21 protein-coding genes are annotated in these 22,298 nt (G+C 71.5%); 4 read left to right on the forward strand and 17 right to left on the reverse strand.

The features are described 5' to 3' along the window. The first annotated feature begins 90 nt into the window (after positions 1-90). Together FHR32_RS31780 and FHR32_RS31785 are read left to right on the forward strand one after the other, a co-directional pair. Positions 91-1,464: a glycosyltransferase family 39 protein gene (locus FHR32_RS31780; RefSeq protein ID WP_184758216.1), complete on the forward strand. Its 1,374-nt coding sequence runs from the start codon at positions 91-93 to the stop codon at positions 1,462-1,464. 42 nt (positions 1,465-1,506) lie between these two features. After that, positions 1,507-2,433, forward strand: a complete 927-nt coding sequence (locus FHR32_RS31785) for an EamA family transporter (protein ID WP_184758217.1) — start codon at positions 1,507-1,509, stop codon at positions 2,431-2,433. Between the two features lie 39 nt (positions 2,434-2,472). Here FHR32_RS31785 and FHR32_RS31790 read toward each other — a convergent pair whose 3' ends face one another. From FHR32_RS31790 to FHR32_RS31855, 14 genes are all read right to left on the reverse strand, one after another. Next, entirely contained in the window at positions 2,473-3,153 is a 681-nt protein-coding gene (locus FHR32_RS31790; RefSeq protein ID WP_184758218.1) for a GntR family transcriptional regulator, read from the reverse strand. An 11-nt stretch (positions 3,154-3,164) separates the two neighbouring features. Then, positions 3,165-4,091 carry an ornithine cyclodeaminase family protein gene (locus FHR32_RS31795; protein WP_184758219.1) on the reverse strand — a complete coding sequence of 309 codons (927 nt, stop codon included), beginning with the start codon at positions 4,089-4,091 and terminating at the stop codon, positions 3,165-3,167. Beyond that, positions 4,088-5,158, reverse strand: a complete 1,071-nt coding sequence (locus FHR32_RS31800; RefSeq protein WP_246468043.1) for a proline racemase family protein — start codon at positions 5,156-5,158, stop codon at positions 4,088-4,090. The genes FHR32_RS31795 and FHR32_RS31800 overlap by 4 nt, the downstream gene beginning before the upstream one ends. 17 nt (positions 5,159-5,175) lie before the next feature. Continuing rightward, on the reverse strand, positions 5,176-5,883 hold the full coding sequence (locus tag FHR32_RS31805; RefSeq protein ID WP_184758220.1) for an ATP-binding cassette domain-containing protein: 708 nt from the start codon (positions 5,881-5,883) through the stop codon (positions 5,176-5,178). Further along, positions 5,876-6,643 carry an ABC transporter ATP-binding protein gene (locus tag FHR32_RS31810; protein WP_184758221.1) on the reverse strand — a complete coding sequence of 256 codons (768 nt, stop codon included), beginning with the start codon at positions 6,641-6,643 and terminating at the stop codon, positions 5,876-5,878. Before FHR32_RS31810 ends, FHR32_RS31805 begins: the two co-directional genes overlap by 8 nt. Further along, positions 6,640-7,605, reverse strand: coding sequence for a branched-chain amino acid ABC transporter permease (locus FHR32_RS31815; RefSeq protein WP_184758222.1), 966 nt, complete (start codon positions 7,603-7,605; stop codon positions 6,640-6,642). Before FHR32_RS31815 ends, FHR32_RS31810 begins: the two co-directional genes overlap by 4 nt. Beyond that, the gene (locus tag FHR32_RS31820; protein WP_184758223.1) at positions 7,602-8,495 is read right to left on the reverse strand and encodes a branched-chain amino acid ABC transporter permease; all 894 of its coding nucleotides are present in this window, start codon (positions 8,493-8,495) and stop codon (positions 7,602-7,604) included. The genes FHR32_RS31815 and FHR32_RS31820 overlap by 4 nt, the downstream gene beginning before the upstream one ends. Further along, complete coding sequence (locus FHR32_RS31825) at positions 8,492-9,661, reverse strand: branched-chain amino acid ABC transporter substrate-binding protein (RefSeq protein WP_184758224.1); 1,170 nt, start codon at positions 9,659-9,661, stop codon at positions 8,492-8,494. Before FHR32_RS31825 ends, FHR32_RS31820 begins: the two co-directional genes overlap by 4 nt. Positions 9,662-9,831: 170 nt before the next feature. After that, complete coding sequence (locus tag FHR32_RS31830) at positions 9,832-11,217, reverse strand: aldehyde dehydrogenase family protein (RefSeq protein WP_312882829.1); 1,386 nt, start codon at positions 11,215-11,217, stop codon at positions 9,832-9,834. Positions 11,218-11,222: 5 nt separating this feature from the next. Beyond that, on the reverse strand, positions 11,223-12,224 hold the full coding sequence (locus tag FHR32_RS31835; RefSeq protein WP_184758226.1) for a proline racemase family protein: 1,002 nt from the start codon (positions 12,222-12,224) through the stop codon (positions 11,223-11,225). A gap of 96 nt (positions 12,225-12,320) precedes the next feature. Continuing rightward, positions 12,321-13,214 (reverse strand): dihydrodipicolinate synthase family protein, encoded by an 894-nt coding sequence (locus tag FHR32_RS31840; RefSeq protein WP_184758227.1) that lies wholly within the window; start codon positions 13,212-13,214, stop codon positions 12,321-12,323. 5 nt (positions 13,215-13,219) lie between these two features. Further along, a complete protein-coding gene (locus FHR32_RS46850) occupies positions 13,220-14,593 on the reverse strand; it encodes an FAD/NAD(P)-dependent oxidoreductase (RefSeq protein ID WP_184758228.1) in 1,374 nt (457 codons plus the stop codon). Beyond that, a complete protein-coding gene (locus FHR32_RS31850) occupies positions 14,590-14,952 on the reverse strand; it encodes a (2Fe-2S)-binding protein (protein WP_184758229.1) in 363 nt (120 codons plus the stop codon). Before FHR32_RS31850 ends, FHR32_RS46850 begins: the two co-directional genes overlap by 4 nt. Continuing rightward, positions 14,949-16,091: an NAD(P)/FAD-dependent oxidoreductase gene (locus tag FHR32_RS31855; RefSeq protein ID WP_184758230.1), complete on the reverse strand. Its 1,143-nt coding sequence runs from the start codon at positions 16,089-16,091 to the stop codon at positions 14,949-14,951. The genes FHR32_RS31850 and FHR32_RS31855 overlap by 4 nt, the downstream gene beginning before the upstream one ends. A 206-nt stretch (positions 16,092-16,297) precedes the next feature. On the opposite strand from FHR32_RS31855, the gene FHR32_RS31860 reads away from it, so the two are divergent. Beyond that, on the forward strand, positions 16,298-17,287 hold the full coding sequence (locus FHR32_RS31860) for a COX15/CtaA family protein (RefSeq protein ID WP_184758231.1): 990 nt from the start codon (positions 16,298-16,300) through the stop codon (positions 17,285-17,287). 135 nt (positions 17,288-17,422) lie between these two features. Here the strand turns inward: FHR32_RS31860 and FHR32_RS31865 are convergent, their stop codons facing one another. The 3 genes from FHR32_RS31865 to FHR32_RS31875 form a co-directional block, all read right to left on the reverse strand. Beyond that, complete coding sequence (locus FHR32_RS31865; RefSeq protein WP_184758232.1) at positions 17,423-17,626, reverse strand: hypothetical protein; 204 nt, start codon at positions 17,624-17,626, stop codon at positions 17,423-17,425. Positions 17,627-17,632: 6 nt separating this feature from the next. After that, complete coding sequence (locus FHR32_RS31870) at positions 17,633-18,784, reverse strand: PrsW family intramembrane metalloprotease (protein WP_184758233.1); 1,152 nt, start codon at positions 18,782-18,784, stop codon at positions 17,633-17,635. Positions 18,785-18,927: 143 nt separating this feature from the next. After that, entirely contained in the window at positions 18,928-19,881 is a 954-nt protein-coding gene (locus FHR32_RS31875) for a heme o synthase (RefSeq protein WP_184758234.1), read from the reverse strand. 381 nt (positions 19,882-20,262) lie between these two features. Between FHR32_RS31875 and tkt the strand changes: the two genes are divergently transcribed. After that, positions 20,263-22,296 (forward strand): transketolase, encoded by a 2,034-nt coding sequence (gene tkt / locus FHR32_RS31880; protein ID WP_246468131.1) that lies wholly within the window; start codon positions 20,263-20,265, stop codon positions 22,294-22,296. The last annotated feature ends 2 nt before the right edge of the window (positions 22,297-22,298 follow it).

Genomic DNA, 22,298 nt, shown 5'->3' on the forward strand with positions numbered 1-22,298 from the left:
GCCCCAGCGACACGACAAACGCGGCAAATCTGGCTAAACCTTGCCATGGGGCTTACCGCCACGATTGTCACCGTCGCCGGCTCATCAACGGTGTCTCAGTCTTCGGACGAGATGGCCACCCTCAGCGCGGCCCGCCGGAGCGCGACCGGGCTGTGGGAGCTGGCGCAGCACGTCGACGGGCACTTCCTGCCCTACTACGCCTTCATGCACCTGTGGCTGGAGTTCGGACAGGCCCAGTGGTGGCTCCGGCTGCCTTCGGCGATCGCCACGGGGGTGGCGGTCGCGCTCATCACCGACCTGGGACGGCGTCTGCGCTCCCTGCCCGCCGGGGTGACGGCCGCCGCCGTCTACGTTCTCCTGCCGTCGGTCTCCTATCAGGGGCAGAACGTCCGCTCCTACGCCTTCGCGGCCGCCGCCGCGGTGCTGGCCACCTGGGCGCTGCACCGTGCGACCGAGGAACCTGAGCGGCGCGGCGGCTGGTGGAGGTACGCCGCGGCCGTCGCGCTGCTCGGATGCACGCAGGTGTTCGCCCTGCTCGTGCTGACCGCCCACCTGCTCGCCGTCGCACTGCACGGCAGGGGCGTCCTGGCCAGGATGCTGGCCGCCGTGGCCGTCGGATGTGTCCCGGGAGCCGTCGGGGCCGTGGTCGGTTTCAAGGAACGGCACGCCATCAGCTGGATCGAGATGCCCGACCCCGCGGTCTTCCTGGCCCTGCCCAGAACGGTGGGGGGCACCGCGCCGGCGGGCCATGTCCTGCTGGCACTGGCACTGGCCGCTCCGCTGCTGATGCGACGGCACCGCCCCGACCGGCTCTGGGTCACGCTCCTGACCGGCTGGGCCCTCCTGCCGCCCATCCTGCTGTTCGGCCTGTCCCATCTGGCCGCTCCCGTCTACGTCGACCGCTACCTGTTCGCGACGGTGCCGGCGTACGCGCTGCTGGCCGGTCTGGCCCTCGCTGCGACGCCCCTCCCCATCGCCGCCCTCGCCCTGGTGACCGCCCTGGCCGCAGGGCTGCCCGGGCAGCTGGACCTGCGCAGGGAGGACGGGCACAACGAGAACTTCCCCCGCGCGATCCGGATCATCTCCGGAGAGGCCCTCCCCGGTGACGCGATCGTGTACGCCGGATCGTGGCTGCGGACGGGAATGCTCTACTACGGGGGGCGGGACCTGGCCGACGACGTGCTGCTCATGAGTGCCGCCCCTCGGCCGGACTCCTTCGACTACCCCGAACGCGCCGACGTCGCCGCCGCCCTCGACGGATACGAGCGGGTCTGGGTGCTCTGGCGCGGAGGCGCCAGGAAGCCCGCCACGGGAAGCGACAGGATCGACGCGCTGCTGCGGGCGGGATTCACCCGGAGCCGGGCATGGCATGTGGGGCGGGCGCCCGGCATGACCGTGATGCTCCAGACCCGGCGGGCCGATCTCGCATCGCGGACGGCGCATCGGCGGCGGCGACCGGCTTAGTAAGGTGTGAAAGACCTTATAGCCCCTGGCTCAAGGAGCCTCATGACCGCCGAATCCCTGCGCGGGTCCGCCGAGCCGTACAAGCCGGGCCTGCCCAGGCCGGGTGCGCTGCTGCGGGCGGCCTCCGACGCGATCCCACCGTCCGGGCTGGTGCTGCTGGCCATCCTGTCGGTGCAGGTGGGCGCGGGTTTCGCCAAGGACCTGTTCTCCCAGCTGCCGCCGAGCGCGGTGGTGTTCCTGCGGATCGCGACGGGCGCGCTCGTCATGGGCGTGGTGGCCCGGCCTCGGCTGAAGGGGCTGACCCGCCTGGACGTCGGGCTGGGGGTGGCGTTCGGCGTGACGCTGGGCGTGATGAACCTGTCGTTCTACGAGGCGCTGGCCCGGCTGCCCATGGGCATCGCGGTGGCGATCGAGTTCCTCGGCCCGCTCGGGGTGGCGGTGGCCGCCTCACGCCGCCGCCTGGACCTGCTCTGGGTGGGGCTGGCCGCCTCCGGCGTGGTGCTACTGGCCCCGTGGGGGACGACGGTGTCGCGGATCAGCTGGGCCGGCATCGGATTCGCGCTGGTCGCCGCGGTCTGCTGGGCGGGCTACATCCTGCTGTCGGCCGCCGTGGGCCAGCGCTTCCCCGGCACGACCGGCCTGTCCTTCGCGATGATCGCGTCGTTCCTGCTGATCGCCCCCGTGGGGATCGGCACGGGCGGCGCCGAGCTGCTCCGGCCCGAGATCCTGCTGATCGGGCTCGGGGTGGGTCTGCTGTCGTCGGTCATCCCCTACTCCATCGAGCTGGAGGCCCTGCGCAGGATGCCCAAGCAGGTCTTCGGCATCCTGATGAGCCTGGAGCCCGCGGTGGCCGCGGTGGTCGGCCTGCTCGTGCTGGGCGAGGTGCTCCAGGTGCGTGAATGGGCGGCCATCGGCTGCGTGGTCGTCGCCAGCGTGGGCGCGACCCGCAGCGCGCGCCGGTCACGGTAGGACCACGACGCCCGGCGCCACGCGCGCGGGGCGCCGGCCCTACTCCGGCTCGCTGGCCCAGATGCCCCGGACGTGCTGGATGTGGTGGCGCATCAGCTGCTCGGAGCCGTCCGTGTCGCCGGCGGAGAGCAGGTCGAGCAGGTCGAGGTGCTCGCGGGCGGAGTCGACGAGGCCGCCGGACGCGTAGAGGGCCGACAGGCCGTACAGGCGCGCCCGCTTGCGCAGGTCGCGCACCACGTCCACCAGATGCGTGTTGCCCGCCAGCGTGAGCAGCTCCACGTGGAAGCGGATGTCGGCGTCCACGTAGGCGAGCAGGTCGCCCCGCTCGGCCGCGTCGACGATCTGCCGGGCCACCGGCCGGAGCAGCTCGAAGCTCTCGGCGCGGGCCTCGTCGGCCAGCCGGGCCACCGTGGGCACCTCGATGAGCCGGCGGATCTCGGTGAGCTCGTCCAGGTCGCGGTCGGACAGCTCGGTGACCCGGAAGCCCTTGTTGCGCACCGCCTCGACGAGTCCCTCCTTCGCCAGGTCGAGCATCGCCTCACGCACCGGCGTCGCCGAGACGCCGAACTGGGCGGCCAGCACCGGCGCCGAGTAGACCACCCCCGGCCGCATCTCCCCGGTGATCAGGGCGGCCCGCAGCGCGTGGGCCACCTGCTCCCGCAGGCTCTGCCGCTCGCCCACGACCGGCAGGTCGAGCCGGTCGTCCGCCGAAGGAGCCATTCCCGCGCCTCTCATCTCGCTCGTATCCACGCCTCGTAGGCGGCGGCCGCCACCACCAGGTCCTCCCACGCCATGCCCACGCTCTTGAACACCCGGGGCCCCGGCCTCCGGGGCACCGTGCCGGCGACCAGCTCCCCAAGGTTTCCGGCGAGATGACCAATGGTGATCGTACCGTTCCGCAGAGGGATGATCAGATCTCCCGCCTCGGCGAGAGCGGCACCGCGGGCTTCGACGACCACCGTGGCCCTCGCGACGAGATCGTCGTCGATCTCCCGGGCGTCGGGCTCGTGGGAGCCGACCGCGATCACGGTCGCGTCATCCCGGGTGAGCCTACCGTCGAACAGGGGAGTTCTGGCGGTCGTGCAGCAGGCGATCAGGTCGGCCTGGCCGGGATCGGCCACCGTGGCAACCTGGAGTCCCTCGGCGGCGCACCGGGCGGCGAAGGCCCGCGCCTTCGCCGGGTCCCTGGCGATCACGTTCACCCGGCTGACCGGGCGGACCGCGCGGAAGGCCTCCACGTGTCCCCACGCCTGCGGCCCCGTGCCGAACACCGCCATCGTCGAGGCACCCGGCTCGGCCAGATGCCGTACGGCCAGCGCGGAGACCGCGGGAGTGCGCAGCGAGGTGAGCGCGACGCCGTCCATCATGGCCAGCGGGGCCAGGGTCTCCCCGTCCATGAGCAGGTAGGCGCCCTGAATGCGCGGCAGGCCGAGTGAGGGGTTGGCCGGAGCGACCCCGGCTATCTTGATTCCCGCGTGACGGCCCCACGCGGCGGGCATCAGCAGCAGCTGACCGGCCGGAACCTCCACGATGGGCCGGCTCGGGGTGTCCTCGGGGTCGAGCCCGCCGCGCAGCGCGTCCTGGAGCACCTGTACGGCCCGCGCCATCGGCACCAGCTCGCGCAGGGTCTCCCCGTCCAGGTAGGGCAGCGCGCTCACCGGAGCGTGAACCCGGTGCCGACGGGGTCACGCGGATCCAGGGTGAACCGGTGGTCACCGGTGCGGTAGGCCATGCCCTCCACCTCGGGGACGATGCCCCTCTCGGTGATCCCGGCCACCCGGGCCCGGAAGGAGGTGCCCACGATGCCGTCGTGGGTCAGCACGCCGGTGAAGCCGTCGGCGTGCAGCAGCGCCAGCCGGGCGGCCGTGCCCGAGCCGCACGGCGAGCGGTCCACCTCGCCGTCGGCGAAGACCGTGACGTTGCGCTGGCGCCCGGGCCCCAGGTCGTCGTAGAAGATGACGCCGTAGATCCCGGAGAGCCGGTCGTCCTCAGGATGACGGGAGGCGGGGTGGCCGCCCAGGGCCGCCTTCACGGCCCGGCCGAGGGCGATCAGCTCGGTGAGGTGCTCGGGCACCACGCTCAGCCCGAACGCCGCGGCCGGGACCGAGGCGTAGATGGCGCCGCCGTAGGAGATGTCGGCCCTGACCCCGGCGAGCCGTCCGGGACCGATGACCGCGGAGGACGGATCCGTCCCGGCGGGCACGCCCGGTCCGGTGCCCGCCTGGGCCGTACCCGCCGAGGAGAGCGGGCCCAGCTCGACCTCCCGCGCGAGCACGTAGGACGGCACGTTCCGGAACGTGACGGCCTCGACCAGGCCCGCCGAGCAGCGGACCCGGGCCGTCACCCTGCCGGACGGGACGTCGACGACGACATCGGTCTCCCCGTCCGGATCGGCCTCGACCAGACCGCTGTCCACGGCGTAGACGCCGAGGGCGATGGTGCCGTGGCCGCAGGCGGTGGAGTAGCCGTCCTTGTGCCAGAACAGCACGCCGAGGTCGGCCCCCGCGTCGTCCGGCGGGACGAGGAAGCAGCCGTACATGTCGGCGTGCCCGCGCGGCTCGTGGCAGAGCAGCCGCCGCACGCCGTCGATCTCCGGGGCCCTCGCCGACTCGCGACGCTCAAGCACCGTCGCGCCGGGAATGCCGGGCACCCCGGCGGTGACGATCCGGAACGGCTCGCCGCCGGTGTGGTAGTCGATCGCGTGAATCATCTCTTCCCGTCCCATCAGATCTTCCCGTCCCATCAGACTCCGCCGAGGTAGGCCTCGACCACCCGGGCGTCCTCGCGCAACTCGGCGGCGGGACCGTCCAGCACGCACTCGCCGTTCTCGATCACGTAGCCGCGGTGGGCGATCCTGAGCGCGGCGGTGGCGTTCTGCTCGACGAGCAGCACCGAGGTGCCCTGGGCGTTGATGTCGGCGATCAGCTCCATCACCGAGGCGACCACCAGCGGGGCCAGGCCCATGGAGGGCTCGTCGAGCAGCAGCAGCCGGGGCCCGGTGACCAGTGCCCGGCCGATGGCGAGCATCTGCTGTTCACCGCCGGACAGGGTGCCGCCCTGCTGTGCGCGGCGCTCGGCCAGACGGGGCAGCAGCTCGTAGACGCGCTCGATCCGCTTGCGGATCTCGGCCTGGTCGCGGACCAGATAGCCGCCGAGCTGCAGGTTCTCGTGCACGGTGAGGGTGCTGAAGACCCTGCGGCCTTCGGGGACGTGCACCAGGCCGCGTGCGGTGATCTTATGGGGCTTGTCCCTGGTGACGTCGTGTCCGTCGAAGACGACCTTTCCCGCGGTGGGCCGTACCAGCCCCGAGGCCGCCGACAGCGTGGTGGTCTTGCCCGCGCCGTTGTTGCCCAGCAGGGCGACGATCTCCCCCTGCCCGACGGTGAGGGACAGGCCGCGCAGGGCGTGCACGCCGCCGTAGTGGACGTCCAGCCCATGGATCTCAAGCATGGGCGTCACTCCCGAGGTAGGCCTCGATGACGGCCGGGTCGCGCCGGACGTTCTCGGGGCGGCCGTCGGCGATTTCCTTGCCGAAGTTGAGCACGACCACGCGTTCGGAGACCTCCATGACCAGGCCCATGTCGTGTTCGATGAGCACGATGGCCACGCCCAGCGCCTGGATGCGCCGGATCAGGTCGAGCATCTCGGCCTTCTCGCCGTGGTTGAGCCCGGCTGCGGGCTCGTCCAGCAGCAGCAGGTCGGGGCGGCGGGCCAGGGCTCTGGCGATCTCCGCCAGGCGCTGCTCGCCGTAGGGCAGGCTACGGGCCTCGCCGTAGCGGTCACCGCGCAGGCCGACGAAGTCCAGCCAGTGGTGGGCCTGCTCGGTGCACTCGCGTTCGGAGCGGCGGTAGCGGGGGGTGTGGAGCAGGGCGTCGAACACGCTCTGCCGCAGCCACAGGTGGGATCCGGCACGCACGTTGTCCAGAACGGACAGCTCGCCGAACAGGCGCAGGTTCTGGAAGGTGCGCGCGACGCCGAGGCTCGCGACGGCCGACGGCCGGAGGCCGGGCAGGTCCTTGCCCCGCAGGGTGATGCGGCCGGAGGTGGGGCGGTAGAAGCCGGTGACGCAGTTGAAGGCCGACGTCTTGCCCGCACCGTTGGGCCCGATGACCGAGACGATCTCCGCCTCTCCCACCGAGAACGTGAGCCCGTCGATGGCCAGCAGTCCGCCGAAGGACAGGCGCAGATCCTCCACACTCAGCAGGCTCACGAGACCTCCTTGGAACGGGCGGGCCAGAGCCCCTGCGGGCGCAGGAGCATGACGGCGATGAGAAGGACGCCGAACAGGAAGAACCGGTAGTCGGCGAGGTCGCGGAGGAACTCCGGCAGGAGACTGATCACCACGGCGCCGATGACGACGCCGGGGGTCGAGCCCATGCCTCCGAGGACGACGGCCATCAGGACCAGCGCGGACGAAAGGAAGGTGAAGCTGGTCGGGGAGATGGCCGACAGCTGTGCGGCGAACAGCACTCCGGCCAGGCCGCCCCAGACGGCTCCGGCGACGTAGGCGGCGAGCTTGACCCGGTAGGTGTGCACGCCCATGGCCTCGGCGGCGTCCTCGTCCTCGCGGACGAAACGCCAGGCCCGGCCGATGCGGGAGCGGCCCAGACGGGCCGCGCCGAGGACCGCCAGGGAGACGACCACCACGGTCAGGTAGTAGAAGATCACCGGGCTGTCGGCCAGGTGCGGGATGCCGTAGATGCCCGACGGGCCGCCGGTGATGTCCAGGTTGTTGGCGGTGATGCGGATGATCTCGCCGAAGCCGAGGGTCACGATGGCGAGGTAGTCGCTGCGCAGTCGCAGCGTGGGCGCGCCGATGACGATCCCGGCGATGACCGTGACCACGATGACGGCGGGCACGGTCACCAGCAGAGGCAGGTCGAACCGGGTGGCCAGCACCCCGCTGGTGTAGGCGCCGACCGCGAAGAAGGCGACGTAGCCGAGGTCGAGGAGCCCGCAGTAGCCGACCACGATGTTCAGCCCGGCGGCGAGCATCACGAAGATGGCCGCGCTGGTCATGACCGACAGCGCGTACGGGGTGGCGTTGACGAACGGCGCCAGCAGGGCGATCAGCAGCCCGGCGATCCCCGCCCACCTGTTCTGCAGCATCTTCGACGCCCGGGTCGGAGGCTTGTCCGTGCCGACCCGGCGGGTCTTGGCCGGGGCGCTCATACGCGCTCCGTCACTCGCTCGCCGAGCAGGCCGGTGGGCCGCACGGTCAGGAACAGGATCAGCACCCCGAAGGCGAACACGTCTCGCCACTCACCGCCCAGCCAGTACGTGCCGAACGACTCCAGCAGCCCGAGCAGCAGCCCGCCGAGCATCGTGCCGGGGATGTTGCCGATCCCGCCGATGACGGCCGCGGTGAAGGCCTTGAGCCCGATCAGGAAGCCCATCAGGAAGTCGATCTTCCCGTAGTAGGCCCCCGCCATCACCCCGGCGGCCCCGGCCAGGGCCGAGCCGAGGAAGAAGGTCCGGGAGATCACCGCGTTGACGTCGATGCCCATCAGCGAGCTGGTGCGCGGGTCGAGCGCGATGGCCCGCATCGCCCGGCCCTCGCGGGTCCGGGTGATCAACAGGTTGAGCCCGAACATGAGGACCACGGCCACCCCGACCAGCACGAGCTGCTGGAGGGTCAGCCGGGCGCCCAGCACCTCCACCGAGGTGCCGCCCAGGCGGACCGGATAGACCCTCGGGTCGGCGCCGGCGGCGGCGCGCATGCCGTACTCCAGGGCGAAGGACGCGCCCACCGCGGTGATCAGCAGGGACAGCCGGGGGGCGCGGCGGAGCGGCCGGTAGGCGATCCGCTCCAGCGCCACCCCGGCCAGGCCGGTGAGGACCATGGTGGCCAGGAGCACCACCAGCAGCAGGGGCAGCGCCATCGAGGACGACACGCCGCCGACCGCGCCGAGGACGGCGAAGCCGACGAACGCGCCGAGCATGTAGAGGTCGCCGTGGGCGAAGTTGAGCAGTTTGATGATCCCGTAGACCATGCTGTAGCCCAGCGCGACCAGAGCGTAGAACGAGCCGACGAACAGCCCGTTCCAGACGAGCTGTGTCATTTCAGGGAGTCCTGCAGGGCGAACTTGTCTCCCTTGACGACGAGGACCTGGAAGCCGCCGCTCATCAGGGTGTGCTCGGGGGTGAACTTCAGCGGCCCGGAGAACATCGGGAACCCGTCCACCGCCTCAAGCGCGGCGATGACCTTGGCGCCGTCGGTGCCGCCCGCCTTGGTGACCGCCTCGGCGGCCAGCCGTACCGCGTCGTAGGCCTGGTTGGAGTAGGGGCCGGGGTCGGCGTTGTACTTCTTCTTGTAGGCCGAGATCCACCCCTCGGCGCCTTCCAGCGTGTCGGGGGTCTGGGTCATCGTGGCGTAGATCCCCTCGGCGGCCTCGGCGCCGGCGATCTCGATCAGCTTCGGCGAGACCGAGCCGTCGCCGACCATGAAGGAGCCCTTGTATCCGGCCTGGCGGAGCTGGCGGGCGATCAGGCCGCCCTCCTGGAAGTAGCCGGTCCAGTAGACGGAGTCGGGCTTCTTCGCCAGCACGTTGGTGATGTTGGCGCTGTAGTCGCTCTCCTTGGGTGTGACCGTCTCGACGAGCACGGCCTCGGCCCCGCCGGGCGCGTCGAGCAGCGCCTTGGTGCGGAGCGCGATGTCCTTGGAGTAGCTGGTGTTGTCGTGCATCAGCACGACGCTCTTGGCGCCCTGCTTGGCGATCCACTTCTCGGCCGCCGCGGCCTGCTGGGAACCGGTGCCGTTGATCAGGAAGACGTGCTTGAGCTTCTGGTCGACCAGCTCCTGGGAGTTGGCCGCCGGGATGATCATGGGGATGTCGGCCTTGCCGAAGATGGGCAGGGTGGGCAGCGTCGCGCCGGAGCAGTATCCTCCGACCGAGATGTCCACCCCCTCGGTGACCAGCTTGTTGGCCGCCGCCGCCGCCGACTGGGCGTCACAGGCGTCGTCGGCGGTCTTCAGCTCCAGCTTGCGGCCGAGGACTCCGCCCTTGGCGTTGATCTCGTCGAGTGCGAGCTGGGCCGCGTTGCTCATATAGGGACCGATGGCGGCCTCGCTGCCCGACTGGGGGATCAGCATGCCGAGGACGATCGGGGCGTCCGTCTTGGCGGCTTTATCGTCACCGTCGCCACCGAGCAGTCCCTGACCACATCCAGTGACCAGGAGGCCGAGAGCGGCCAGCGACGCGAAGGACTTCAGGGGGATGGCACGCATCTGCGGCTCCTCGCATTAGTGATGTGTGACATTGCATTAGGTCCACGATGGTCACGTCAAGAGCTGAAACAAGACCGTTAACCTTCACACCCCGTTTCTCCGCATCCGGTGCGGACACGTCAAGGGGTGCCCCCCGGCCGGGGGGCACCCCTTGACGTGTCGCAGACCTCTCAGCCCGCCGGGCCGATGGTGACCGTGCGGATCGAGGTGTAGAAGTCCTGAGCCGCCTTGCCCTGCTCCCTGCCGCCGTAGCTGGAGTCCTTCTCCCCGCCGAACGGCAGGTAGAAGTCCACACCGGTCGTCGGGGCGTTCACCCTGACCAGGCCGGTGTCCAGCCGCGCGCTGAGGTCCAGGGCTCTGTCCAGGTCACTGGTGTAGACGGCCGAGGCCAGGCCCTGGCGGACGCCGTTGGCCAGCGCCACCGCGTCGTCCACCGAGGTGGCGTCCTGGATCACGCAGATCGGCCCGAAGACCTCCTCGCAGGCGAGCGGATGGTCGGCGGGCAGACCGTCCACGACCGTCGGCTCCACGTACCAGCCGGCGCGCCCGCCGTCTCCCGCCACGCCGCCGGGGATCCGGCCCCCGGTCAGAACCCGGCCGCCCGCCCCGGCCGCGCTCGCGGCCGCGTCCACGACCCGGTCCCTGGCCGCCTCGTCGATCAGCGGGCCGACCGCGGTGCCGGGGTCGGACGGGTCACCGAGACCGAGCCTGGCCACGGCCGCGAGCACGGCCTCGCGGACCTCGTCGCCGTTGCCGACCGTGATGATCCGCTTGGTGGCCGTGCACTTCTGCCCGGCGAAGCCCATCGCCGCCGCCGCGATCTGGGCGGCGGCGGCCTCCAGGTTGGCGTCGGGCAGCACGATGGCGGCGTTCTGCCCGCCCATCTCGGTCTGCACCGGCACGCCACGCCGTACCGCGGCCTCGCGCACCAGGGCGCCCACGGAGGCCGACCCGGTGAAGGAGACCACGTCGGCGGCCTTCACCAGCGCGGCCCCCTCCTCGGCGTCGCCGGCCACGACCTGGAGCTCGTTGAGGTTCACCAGCTCGGCCAGGCGCAGCGCGCACGCCAGCGCCTGCGGGGCGGGCTTGAGCACGACCGTGTTGCCGAAGGCCAGCGCGGGCGCGGCCTTCCAGAGCGGGATGGCCAGCGGGAAGTTCCAGGGCGTGATCAGCCCGGCGACGCCGCGCGGCCGCCGCCGGGTGAAGGACAACCCCGGGCCCGACGGCTCGTGGACCGCGCCGGCCGGGTCGAACACCTGCTGGGCGTAGTAGCGCAGGATCGACACCGAGCGCGCGACCTCCCCGCGCGCCTCGGTGACCGGTTTGCCGACCTCCCGGACCACCAGGGCGGCCAGCTCGTCGGCCGCGCCCTCCACCGCGTCGGCGGCTCGGGCCAGGGCCGCGGCCCTGGCGGCGGCGTTCCTCGACGACCAGTCATGCTGTACGGCCTGAGCCAGCCTCACGGCGGTCTGGACGCCGGCCTCCCCCGCTGCGGGGAAGGAGGCGACGAGGTCGGCGGGGGCGTGCGGGGAACGGCTCTCGATCAGGTTGATCACGTGGCTCAAAGGAGGAAACCTTCGGGGAAGGGGTCACGGGGGTCCAGGAAGTATTGGGCGGTGCCGGTGACCCATGCCCGTCCGGTGATGGTCGGAACCACCGCGGGCAGACCGGCGACCGTCGTCTCCTCGACGAGCCTGCCGACGAACCGGGTGCCGATGAACGACTCGTTCACGAAATCGGTGTCGAGGGAGAGCTCGCCTCGGGCATGAAGCTGGGCCATCCGGGCGCTGGTGCCGGTGCCGCAGGGCGACCGGTCGAACCAGCCCGGGTGGATGGCCATGGCGTGCCGCGAATGCCGGGCGTCCGAGCCCGGAGCGGTGAACTGCACGTGGTGGCAGCCGCGGATGCCCGCGTCCAGCGGGTGGACGGGCTCGTCATGCTCGTTGATCGCGTTCATGACGGCCAGTCCCGCGTCGAGGATCTGCTGCTTGTGCGAGCGCTCGAACGGCAGGCCGACCGTCTCGATCGGCAGGATGGCGTAGTAGTTGCCGCCGTAGGCCAGGTCGTAGGCGACCTCGCCGATGCCGGGCACCTTGACCGTGCGGTCCAGGCCGGCGTTGAAGGAGGGCACGTTGGTGATGGTCACCGCGGTGGCGGCGCCGTCCTCCACCCGTACCTCGGCGACGACCAGCCCGGCCGGGGTGTCCAGCCGGATGGTGGTGACCGGCTCGACGACCTCGACCATCCCGGTCTCCACCAGGACGGTGGCGACCCCGATGGTGCCGTGGCCGCACATCGGCAGGCAGCCGGAGACCTCGATGTAGAGCACGCCGTAGTCGGCGTCGGGCCGGGTGGGCGGCTGCAGGATGGCTCCGCTCATCGCCGAGTGCCCGCGCGGCTCGTACATGAGCAGGGTCCGGATGTGGTCCATCTCGGCCAGGAAGTGCTCACGGCGCTCGGCCATGGTCGAGCCGGGGATGACTCCCACTCCCCCGGTGATCACTCGGGTGGGCATGCCCTCGGTGTGGGAGTCCACCGCATGGAAGACCCGTTTCGTCCTCATTGATTCTCCTTGCAGGGGGTGAGCGGCCTTTCGGGCCCGTGGCCGGCCGCACTCAATGGTGCGCCCGGCCACGGAGTGGAGACGACCGGCCTCCGGTTACCGCAGGCCCTCGGCCAGGACCTTCTCGGTGGCGGCGCGGACGAGGGCCTCCTCCTCGGGGACCAGCGGCAGCCGCGGCGGGCGGCACGGGCCGCCCTTGCGCCCGGCCAGGTCCATGGAGTGCTTGATGGCCTGCACGAACACGGTCTTGGAGTCCCAGCGCAGCAGCGGGTGCAGCGCGCGGTAGAGCGGGATCGCGGTGGCCAGGTCCCCGGCCAGGGCCGCCCTGTACAGGGCCACGCTGGACTCGGGCAGCGCGTTGGGATAGCCCGCCACCCAGCCGACCGCGCCGGCCAGGGCCAGCTCCAGCAGCACGTCGTCGGAGCCGACCAGCAGGTCCAGCTCCGGGGCCAGCTCGGCGATCTCATAGGCCCGGCGGACGTCGCCGGTGAACTCCTTGACCGCCACGATCAGGCCCTCGGCGTGGAGCCGGGCCAGCAGCGCCGGGGTGAGGTCGACCTTGGTGTCGAGGGGGTTGTTGTAGGCCACCACCGGCACGCCGGCCTTGGCCACCTCGCGGTAGTGCTCCACCACGATCCGCTCGTCGGCCCGGTAGGCGTTCGGCGGGAGCAGCATGACCGCCCCGCAGCCGGCGTCGCGCGCCTGCTCGGCCCAGCGGCGGGCCTCGGCCGCTCCGTAGGCGGCGATCCCCGGCATGACCCGGTCACCGCCGAGGGCCGCGACCGCGGTCTCCACGACCTTGGCCCGCTCCTCGGCCGTCAGCGTCTGGTACTCCCCCAGCGAGCCGTTCGGCACCACGCCGTCGCAGCCGCCCGCGACCAGCCACCGGCAGTGCTCGGCGTAGGCGTCGAAGTCGACCGAGAGGTCCTCGCCGAGGGGCAGCGCGGTGGCCACCATCACGCCGCGCCAGGGTTTCACACGGGTCGTCATCACAATCATCCTTCCAATGGGGGTCGGGTCGACGCGGCGAGGTCGCCGAGCCGGATGGGCTGGGCGATCGGACGCCGGGGTGCCGCGGGGTCCTCACCGGCGAGGCATGCCACGGCGTAGCCGCACATGCGGCCCTGACACCAGCCCATACCGGGGCGGGCCAGCAGTTTGACGGAGCGCGCGTCGGTGGCGCCCAGGTCCTGGGCCTCACGCACGGCTGACAGGGGCACCTCCTCGCAGCGGCAGATCAGCGTGTCGTCGCGGAGCCACCCCTGCCAGCCGGGCCGTACCGGATAGGACGCGAGCAGCGCCCGCGCGAAGGCGGTCAGCCGGTCCCTGCGGCGGGACAGGCGTGGCAGGGACGGGACCCCGCGGCCGAGGTCCGCCGCGACGCTCCGGCCCGCGATGCGCCCCTCGACCTCGGCGAGCACGGCTCCGCCGACGCCGGTGGACTCCCCCGCCGCGTAGACGCCGGGCACGCTGGTGCGCAGTCCGGCGTCCACGGCGACGACGGGGCTGCCGTCGGCGTCGGCGCGGGTCGCGCAGCCGAGCTGAACCGGCAGTTCGAGCTGGGGGACGAAACCGTAGCCGTAGGCGAGGGTGTCGCACTCGACGGTCCTTGTGGAGATCGGCCGCCAGCCGGAGTCCAGCTTCGCCACCGTGACGTGGGTCAGCGTGTCCTCACCGTGCGCCTCGATCACCGCGTGGCGGCCGCGATAGGGCACCCGGTGCCGGGCCAGGCTCACGCCGTACCCGAGGGCCTCGCCGGCCTTGCCCGCGGCGAGCAGCGGGTGCGCGGCGAGCGCGAACCGGCCGTTGGCCTCGTAGACGCCGCGCACGTCCGCGCCCGCCTCGGCCAGCCCGGCGGCGACCGGGAGCAGGAAGGGCCCGGTCCCGGCGACCACGACCCTCCGGCCGGCGACGACGAGATTGCCCTTGAGCAGGGCCTGTGCCCCGCCCGCGGTCAGCACGCCGGGCAGGTCCCAGCCGGGGAACGGCAGCGGCCGGTCGTGGGCACCGGTGGCGATCAGCAGCCTGCGCGCGGTGACCGTGCGGGGCCGCTCCTCGCGGTCGCCTTCCAGGCAGCGTACGGTCACCGCCCCGTCGGCGCGCTCGACCGCCCAGACCTTGTGGTCGAGGAGCACCTCGGCGCGGGCGCGGAGCGTCTCCCACTGCCGCATGAACCTGTCCAGGCCGTGGTGGAGCGCTCCGGGCGCCTGGGCGTTGAAGCCCGGGGGCAGATGCCGGAAATACTGGCCGCCGGGTCTGGCCGAGCCGTCGACCAGCACGACGTCCAGCCCGGCGAGGGACGCGGTGAGCGCGCCGGCCACTCCGGCGGGACCCGCGCCGATGACGGCGAGGTCGTAGACGGGCTTCACCGGCCGCTCACCGTGCCCTCGCCGCCCTGGCCGTCCCCGCCGGTCGTGTCGCGGGCGCCGCCGCCCGGCTCGCCCGCCGCGCGGGTGCTCACCCGGTCTCCCGGGCGGGCCTCGGTCAGGCAGGCCCGCAGGGACGGACTGCCGTTGACCGTGACCAGGCAGTCGAAGCAGACGCCGATGCCGCAGAACAGGCCGCGCGGACGGCCACCGATCCTGGTGGTACGCCACGATCGGATGCCCGCGCCGTGCAGGGCGGCGCCGATGGTCTGGCCGGGGATCACCGGGACGGGGATCCCGTCCACTCTGATCTCGAACTCCGGCTCGGGCCGTGCCCGCACGAGGCCGTATGGCTGGTTCAACGGGACGCCTCCTCGAAACGGTCCGGGCGGAAGGGGGTGAGGTCCAGGTCGGGCCGGATGCCGGCCAGTGTCTGGGCGATCAGGTGACCGGTGGCCGGTGCCAGTCCGATGCCCGCGCCCTCGTGACCGCAGGCGTGATGGAGGCCGGGTGCCCGGGGGTCCTCGCCGATCACCGGGAGGTGGTCGGGGCAGTAGGGCCGGAAGCCGCAGTAGGCCCGTATCACCCTGCGTCCGGCCAGCACGGGGAAGAGCTCGACGGCCTGACGGGCAAGGCGTTCCAGCACCGGGACGGAGACCGTGCGGTCGAAGCCGACACGCTCGCGGCTGGCGCCGATGAGCACCGGGCCCGACGGGGTCCCCTCCACGACGGCGGACGTCTCCAGGCCCTCGGAGTCGCTGGCCACATTGGTGACGTAGGCGGCGGTGTAGACCTTGTGCCTGATCAGCGGCTCTTCCAGAGGCTCGGTGACCAGGATGAAGCCCCGCCTGGGCAGCACCGGGACGCGCACGCCGGCCATCGCGGCGACCTCGCCGCCCCAGGTCCCCGCGGCGTTGACGACGGCCCCGGCGAGGATGTCGCCCTGGTCGGTCGTGACACCGGTGATCCGGTCGCCGTCGCGGAGGAAGCCGGTGACCGTGACGCCGGTTCGCAGCGCCAGGGCGCCGCGGCCGAACCGGTCGGCTCCCCGCCGGATCAGCCTGGCCGCCGCCAGCATGGGCTGGACCTGGGCGTCCTGCGGGTAGAACACGCCTCCGGCGAAGCCCTTCGCGAGGTGGGGCTCGTAGTCGCCGAGCTCGCCGGGCGCGACCAGCACGTGTTCGACCCCCTGCTTGGCCGCGAGGCCGGTGAGCGCGTCGAGCACCTCACCGGTCTCGGCGACCACCAGTCCGCCCTTGGCCTCGAACTCGAATCCGTCGATCTCGGCGAGCTCGCGCCAGAGACCGTTGGAGAGCAACGCCAGCTCGAGTTCGGGCCCGGGTTCCTTGTCGGAGACCAGGACGTTGCCCTCGCCCGCGCCGGTCGTGCCGCCCGCCACGGGCCCGCGGTCGACGACGACCACGTCCAGCCCGGCGCGTGCCGCGTAGTACGCGCACGCGGCCCCGACGACCCCGGCACCGATCACCACGACATCCGGCATGACTCACCTCACTCCCGCATTCCAGCCATCAGTACTATGTCACATATTGAAAGGTGGATCAATGGCATTTCACCCCTGTTCCGCCAGTTCAGGCAACCCGTACCCGGCGATATGCAGCGCAAGCAGCGCAGGATCGGCAGCCCGCTCCGGTCCGAGCCCATGGGTCCGCGGCGGGACCGTCACCCCCGCCGCCTAACATGTGAGCCGTGAAGCACCTCTTTGACCAGGCCCGTCGGCGCGCCGTGAACCTGTCGCAGACCGTGTGGTCTCCCACGGCCACCACCCTGCGGCGGTGGGCGCTGGCGGCGGTGATCGCCAATGTGGGCATCACCGTGACCGGTGTGGCGGTCCGGGTCACCCAGTCGGGACTGGGCTGCCCCACCTGGCCCAAATGCACCCCGGACAGCCTCCTCCCGACCGCCCACCAGGAGATCTCCCCGATCAACATGGCCATCGAGTTCGGCAACCGGTTGCTGGGCTTCGTGGTCCTGGCCGTCGGCCTGGCCTGCCTGGTCGCCGCGATGAGGCTCCTGCCCCGCCGCCGCGCCCTGGTCCGCCTGGCCTGGCTGCAGCCGATCGGTGTGGCCGCGCAGGGGCTCTGGGGCGGGCTGGTGGTGCGCAGCGCGCTCAATCCGGTCACCGTGAGCGTGCACTTCCTGATCTCCATCGGCCTGATCGCCGCCTGCCTCGCGCTCTACGCCCGCTCGCAGGAGGGCGACGCGGCGCCGGAACGGCTGGTCCACCGTGACATCCGCACGCTCGGTCACGCGCTCATCGCCGCGGTGGCCGTCCTGCTCGTCGCGGGCGTGGTGGTGACCGGCACCGGACCACACTCCGGAGACGAGATCGCCTCCCGGTTCGCCTTCGACATCGAGACCGTGGTCAGGATCCACGCCGACATCGTCTTCGTCGTGGTCGGGCTCACCTTCGCGCTGCTGTTCGCACTGCACGTGACCGACGCTCCCGGCCATGCGCGGCGGGCGGCACTGACCTTGCTGGTCGTGGAGCTGGCGCAGGGGGTCATCGGATACGTCCAGTACTTCCTGGCCGTGCCCGCGGTGCTGGTCGGCATGCACGTGCTCGGCTCGACCCTGGTGTGGATCTGCACGCTGCGGGTGGTGTTCGCGATGCGGACGCGAGGGCCCCTGGACGCTCCGGCGGCCCGCCAGGACAGACTCGACTCCGTGACGGCCTGACCTGCTCTCCGGGGCAGAGCCGAGACTCCCCGCGGCCCGCGCGGAACGCGTGCGGGAAGAGAACGCGTAGCCCGGACGGCCGCGCAGCCGTGACAATGGCCGTATGCCGCTGTCGCGTAAGGCTCTCCGGCGTTCCTACCAGGGAGCCGTGCTGCTGAGCGTCCTGGCGATCGCCCCGCTGACCTGGGCCTGGCTGGCCAGCATCGGGCACCGGGCGGTCGCCGACTCCTCCCCCGGCTGGATGAGCGAGATTCCCGAGGCGCCGGTCGCGCTGTGCCGCACGGCGGGCCTCGCCGCCTTCGGGGTGGGCGACGACTCGGCCAAGCAGTGGGTCTCCACCTACTCCTACGCCGCCGGCGGGGCTCCCTGGAAGGCGGCCGCCGGGAAGTGCGCGCGGGCGTCCGCCATGCACGTGAGCAGGGCGTGCTGCTCCTCGTCGAACGTGCGCTCACCGATCATCTGGCGTCTGGCCCGCTCGTGGAGCAGACCCAGCTCGGTGGCCGCGAGCTGGTAGTCGTTCATCGCCCGCAGCCCGCCCCTGCCACCGTTCTTCCTGGCCCACTGCCTGGCCTGGCGGCGGCCCGGCAGCGAGGAGAGCATGGTGACGTCGTACGGGGTCACCAGCCCGGTCGCCTGGTAGGCCGGCAGGAAGGTCTGGATGAGGCCGACGATGCGCCTGCGGTCACGGAAGACGATCCCGATCAGGACGAACAGCACGATCATCAGCAGCAGGTAGGCGACGGCGAGGCCACCGATTCCGGCGTAGGAGGCGAAGCCGTTCCAAATACCGTGCAGCAGCATCGCGCCGATCCAGCCCGCCGCGATCACGAGGATCCGCATCGGGCCCCGCCGCTGCGCGGCGTAGGCCACCGCGACACCGATCATCGAGGTGAAGAGCGGGTGCGCGAACGGTGAGAGGAACCCTCTCAGCACGACGGTGACCGCGAGGCCCCGCGCGCCCATGTCGTCGAGAGCCGCCACGTAGTAGCTGACGTTCTCGCTCATCGCGAAGCCGAGGCCGACCATGCTGGCGTAGATGATGCCGTCGGTGGGGCCGTCGAGCTCGGCCCGCTTGAACCTGAGCAGGCCCAGCAGGACCAGCCCTTTCATCGTCTCCTCGACCACCGGGGCGCCGAAGGTGGCGGCGATGTTGCGCGCGGTGTCGTAGCCGAGCCGGACGGTGTTCTCGATGTAGATCAGGTTGAAGGAGTTGACGAGGCCCGCGACCAGCACCGCCACGCCCGCCCCCCAGGCGAACGCGAAGATCAGGTTGCTCCGCGGTTCGGGCTCCATCCGGTCCAGCGCGAGCACGGCGGCCAGCAGGACCGGGACCGGGGCCAGGGCCAGGGCCAGGGCGATGAAGAAGTAGACCGGGTCGCCGTTCAGCACGTCGAAGGAGAACGACGCGAGCGCGCATATACCGGTCAGGACAAGACCGGAGATCAGCGCGACGGACGGGCGGTCCTTGAACACCCATCGAGGATCACGGCTTGCCATGTGGCAACCGTAACCGATCAAACACGACGTGTCCCCTCCTGTCCTCCCGCTCCGGCGGCCGCCCGGGGATCCGTGCGCGACGTCCGGTCCGCGGACCGGACGTCGCCGCCGCGGACCTGGGGCGAGGCCCCCGCCGGAGCGTCTCAGACGAGCATGGAGTCGACGGCGACGGCCAGGAAGAGGAGCGCCAGGTAGGCGTTGGACCAGTGGAAGAAGCGCATCGGACGCAGGTCCACACCGCTTTTGCCCGCGTTGACGCGGCCGAGGAGGCGGTAGACCTCCACCAGGCAGGCGGCGCCGAGGACGACGGCCACGACGGGGTAGAGCAGGGTCGTCTGGGCGATCGGCCACAGCAGCAGCGAGCAGACCACCGTCGCCCAGGTGTAGGCGATGCTCTCCAACACCACGCGGCGCTCGGTGGCGACCACCGGGAGCATGGGGACCTTCGCCGCAGCGTAGTCCTCCTTGTAGCGCATGGCAAGGGTCCAGGTGTGCGGCGGGGTCCAGAAGAACACCACTCCGAAGAGCACCACCGGCGCCCAGTCGAGGCTGCCGGTTATGCCGGCCCAGCCGATCAGCACCGGCATGCACCCCGCGAGACCACCCCACACCACGTTCTGCGAGGTCCGCCGCTTCAGGATCATCGAGTAGACGAGGACGTAGAACAGGTTCGCGGCCAGCGACAGGCCGGCGGCGAGCCAATTCACCGTCAATCCGAGGCCAAGAGTGGACAGCACGCCGAGGACGATGCCGAAGATCAGCGCGTTGGTCGGCGGAACCTGGTCTCGAGCCAGCGGCCGGCGCCGGGTGCGGCGCATCGCGGCGTCGATGTCGCGGTCGATGTAGCAGTTCAGCGCGTTCGCGCTGCCCGCCGACAGGGTGCCGAACAGCAGGGTGGAGACGGCGATCCACAACGGTGGCAGGCCACGGGCCGCGAGGAACATCACCGGCAGCGTTGTGATCAGCAGCAGTTCGATGATCCGCGGCTTGGTGAGGGCGACGTAGGCCTTCACGACGTCGCCGAACGTACGCGACGCGGCGGTGTCTGCCGCGGCCGTCGTGGACGGGGCCGTCGGTTGCTTGTCGGTCAGCACCATTAAGGCGCTTCCAGCACGTGCGGGGTCAACGCGTAACCTCTGATTAGAGCGAATCCGTGAATGCGGGCACCAGCCAGCCTTGAAGACTCAACTCTAGTTGTTGGGGTGGCCGGTTCCGGCACGGGGTGCGGGGGACGCGACGAGATGCCTCACGGTTGTCTTGTCCACGCTGCTCAGCACTCCTGTGGACTCGCCCCGATCGGCCTGCGCGACGTTGGCGAGGCCGAACCGTTAGGGTCCGGTGTGGGCGGGAAATACCAGACCGGCGCCACCATCACACGACTAGATCCGGAGATCGAGCACTTGAGCAGCGAACTCGTGCCAGCCCTTGAATGGAGCGACCTGGACCGCCAGGCGGTCGACGTCGTCAGGGCCCTGGCAATGGACGCCGTAGAGAAGGCGGGGTCGGGTCACCCCGGCACCGCGATGAGCCTCGCGCCCGCCGCGTACCTGCTGTTCCAGCAGACGATGCGGCACGACCCGTCGGACCCCTCGTGGGTGGGCCGGGACCGGTTCGTCCTTTCTGCCGGGCACACCAGCCTGACCCTCTACATCCAGCTCTACCTGTCGGGTTACGGCCTGTCCCTGGACGACCTCAAGTCCCTGCGGCAGTGGGGGAGCCTGACCCCGGGTCACCCGGAGCACGGCCACACCATCGGCGTCGAGACCACCACCGGCCCGCTCGGCCAGGGGCTCGGCAACGCCGTCGGCATGGCCATGGCGGCCCGCCGCGAGCGCGGGCTGTTCGATCCGGACGCGGCCCCGGGCTCCAGCCCGTTCGACCACATGATCTGGTGCATCGCCTCCGAGGGGGACATCGAGGAGGGTGTCAGCCACGAGGTCAGCGCGATCGCCGGCCATCAGAAGCTGGGCAACCTGGTCGTCATCTTCGACAGCAACCACATCTCCATCGAGGACGACACCCAGATCGCGCTGAGCGAGGACATCGCCAAGCGCTACGAGGCGTACGGCTGGCACGTCCAGACCGTCGACTGGACCGACGACGGCAAATACACCGAGGACGTCGAGGCGCTGCACCAGGCCCTGGAGGCCGCACGCGCCGAGACCGGCAGGCCGTCCTTCATCCGCCTGCGGACCATCATCGGCTGGCCCGCGCCGAACAAGCAGAACACCGGCAAGGCCCACGGCTCGGCCCTGGGCGCCGACGAGATCGCCGCCACCAAGAAGATCCTGAAGCAGGACCCGGCCAAGAGCTTCGACGTCCCGGCCGAGGTCCTGGAGCACGCCCGCGAGGTCGTGACGCGCGGCCGGACGAGTCGCGCCGAGTGGGACAAGGCCTACCAGAGCTGGCGTTCGGCCAACCCCGAGCGCGCGGCCGAGTTCGACCGGATCAGCGCCCGGCAGCTGCCGGCGGGCTGGACCGAGGCGCTGCCGTCCTTCGAGCCGGGCGCCTCCATCGCCACCCGCAAGGCCTCCGGCGAGGTGCTGAACAGCCTCGCGCCCGTGCTGCCCGAGCTGTGGGGCGGCTCCGCCGACCTGGCCGAGTCCAACAACACCACGATGAAGGGCGAGCCGTCCTTCATCCCCGACGAGTACCAGACCAAGGAGTTCCCCGGGAACCGCTACGGCCGGACGCTGCACTTCGGCATCCGCGAGCACGGCATGGGGTCGATCCTCAACGGCATCGCCCTGCACAACGGAACCCGGCCCTACGGCGGCACGTTCCTGGTCTTCAGCGACTACATGCGCCCGGCTGTACGGCTCGCGGCGCTGATGCAGCTGCCGGTCACCTACGTGTGGACGCACGACTCCATCGGCCTGGGCGAGGACGGACCGACCCACCAGCCGGTCGAGCACCTGTGGGCGCTGCGCGCCATCCCGGGCCTGGACGTCGTCCGCCCGGCCGACGCCAACGAGACGGCGGCGGCGTGGCGGACCGTGCTGGAGCACGGTGACCGGCCGGCCGCGCTGGCGCTGACCCGGCAGAACCTGCCGGTCTACGCGGGCACTGCGGACGCGGAGAAGGTCGCCCGCGGCGCCTACGTCCTGGAGGACGCCTCAGGCGGCCAGCCCGCGGTGATCCTGATCGGCACCGGCTCGGAGGTCGAGTTGGCCGTGGAGGCCCGCAAGCTGCTGGAGGCCGAGGGCATCCAGGCCCGGGTCGTGTCGATGCCGTGCGTCGAGTGGTTCCAGGCCCAGGACGCCGCCTACCGGCAGACGGTGCTGCCCCCGGCCGTCCGTGCGCGCGTCGCCGTGGAGGCGGGAATCGCGCTGGGCTGGCGGCAGTTCGTTGGAGATGAAGGGGAAGTGGTCAGCCTGGAGCACTTCGGTGCCTCGGCTCCCTACAAGACCCTCTACGAGCAGTTCGGCCTCACCGCCGAACGCGTGGCCGCCGCCGCCAAGGCGAGCCTCGCGCGGACCGGGGCCGACAAGGGCGAGACGACGGGAAACTGATC

This window comes from Streptosporangium album (assembly GCF_014203795.1).
GTDB lineage: Bacteria > Actinomycetota > Actinomycetes > Streptosporangiales > Streptosporangiaceae > Streptosporangium > Streptosporangium album.